The 1,688-nt window shown below is 47.6% G+C and carries 1 rRNA gene; it reads right to left on the reverse strand.

Going from position 1 to position 1,688, the window contains the following annotated elements:
- Positions 1 to 39 precede the first annotated feature (39 nt).
- A 16S ribosomal RNA gene (locus PTSHG_RS08950) occupies positions 40 to 1,563 on the reverse strand.
- Between the last annotated feature and the right edge of the window lie 125 nt (positions 1,564 to 1,688).

Below are 1,688 nucleotides of genomic sequence, written 5' to 3' on the forward strand. Positions count from 1 at the left end.
ATATATAATTAATATAGTGTGAAGATTTTCTTTCCTTAGAAAGGAGGTGATCCAGCCGCACCTTCCGATACGGCTACCTTGTTACGACTTCACCCCAGTCACTTATCCTACCTTCGACTGCTGCTTCCTTACGGTTCGCTCGCAGGCTTCGGGTATTACAAGCTCCCATGGTGTGACGGGCGGTGTGTACAAGACCCGGGAACGCATTCACCGCAGCATTCTGATCTGCGATTACTAGCAACTCCATCTTCATGTACTCGAGTTGCAGAGTACAATCCGAACTGAGAAAGGCTTTTTGAGGTTTGCTTAATATCACTATTTTGCTTCCCTTTGTACCTTCCATTGTAGCACGTGTGTAGCCCAAGGCATATAGGGCATGATGATTTGACGTCATCCCCACCTTCCTCCGATTTATCATCGGCAGTCTCTTTAGAGTTCCCATCCGAAATGCTGGCAACTAAAGATAAGGGTTGCGCTCGTTGCGGGACTTAACCCAACATCTCACGACACGAGCTGACGACAACCATGCACCACCTGTATTGAGGTCTCCGAAGAGAGGGACTTATCTCTAAGTCTTTCCTCAGTATGTCAAGCCTTGGTAAGGTTCTTCGCGTTGCTTCGAATTAAACCACATGCTCCGCTGCTTGTGCGGGTCCCCGTCAATTCCTTTGAGTTTCATGCTTGCGCACGTACTCCCCAGGCGGAGTGCTTATTGTGTTAACTGCGGCACCGACTTACGCCGACACCTAGCACTCATCGTTTACAGCGTGGACTACCAGGGTATCTAATCCTGTTTGCTACCCACGCTTTCGTTCCTCAGCGTCAGAATGAGCCCAGTAAGTCGCCTTCGCCACCGGTATTCTTTTTAATATCTACGCATTTCACCGCTACACTAAAAATTCCACTTACCTCTACTCTTCTCAAGATATGCAGTTTCAAATGCTTACAGTAGTTAAGCTACTGCCTTTTACATCTGACTTGCATTTCCGCCTGCGAACCCTTTACGCCCAGTGATTCCGGACAACGCTAGCCCCCTACGTATTACCGCGGCTGCTGGCACGTAGTTAGCCGGGGCTTTTTCTTATGGTACCGTCATTATCTTCCCATATAAAAGAACTTTACGACTCGAAAGCCTTCTTCGTTCACGCGGCGTCGCTGCATCAGGGTTTCCCCCATTGTGCAATATTCCCCACTGCTGCCTCCCGTAGGAGTTTGGACCGTTTCTCAGTTCCAATGTGGCCGTTCACCCTCTCAGGCCGGCTACCCATCGTCGCCTTGGTAGGCCGTTACCTACCAACTAGCTAATGGGACGCGAGTCCATCTTAGACCACCGGAGTTTTGATCACAATGACATGTGTCTATGTGATGTTATTCGGTATTAATCCCGGTTTCCCGAGGCTATCCCAATGTCTAAGGCAGGTTACTCACGTGTTACTCACCCGTCCGCCGCTAATCCATTTTATCTTCGCCCCGAAGGGTTCTGTTAAAATTTCATCGCTCGACTTGCATGTGTTAAGCGCGCCGCCAGCGTTCGTCCTGAGCCAGGATCAAACTCTCAATTAAAAATTTGTATGACTCATTAGTTTTATCAAACTAAACGAATTTCTGGTTTGCTTGTGATTCTTTACGAATCTGTGATTCATTACGAATCTTTTTTTATCTTCACACTATTTAATTATCATGTTTCA

Source organism: Peptoniphilus senegalensis JC140, from assembly GCF_000321025.1.
GTDB lineage: Bacteria > Bacillota > Clostridia > Tissierellales > Peptoniphilaceae > Peptoniphilus_A > Peptoniphilus_A senegalensis.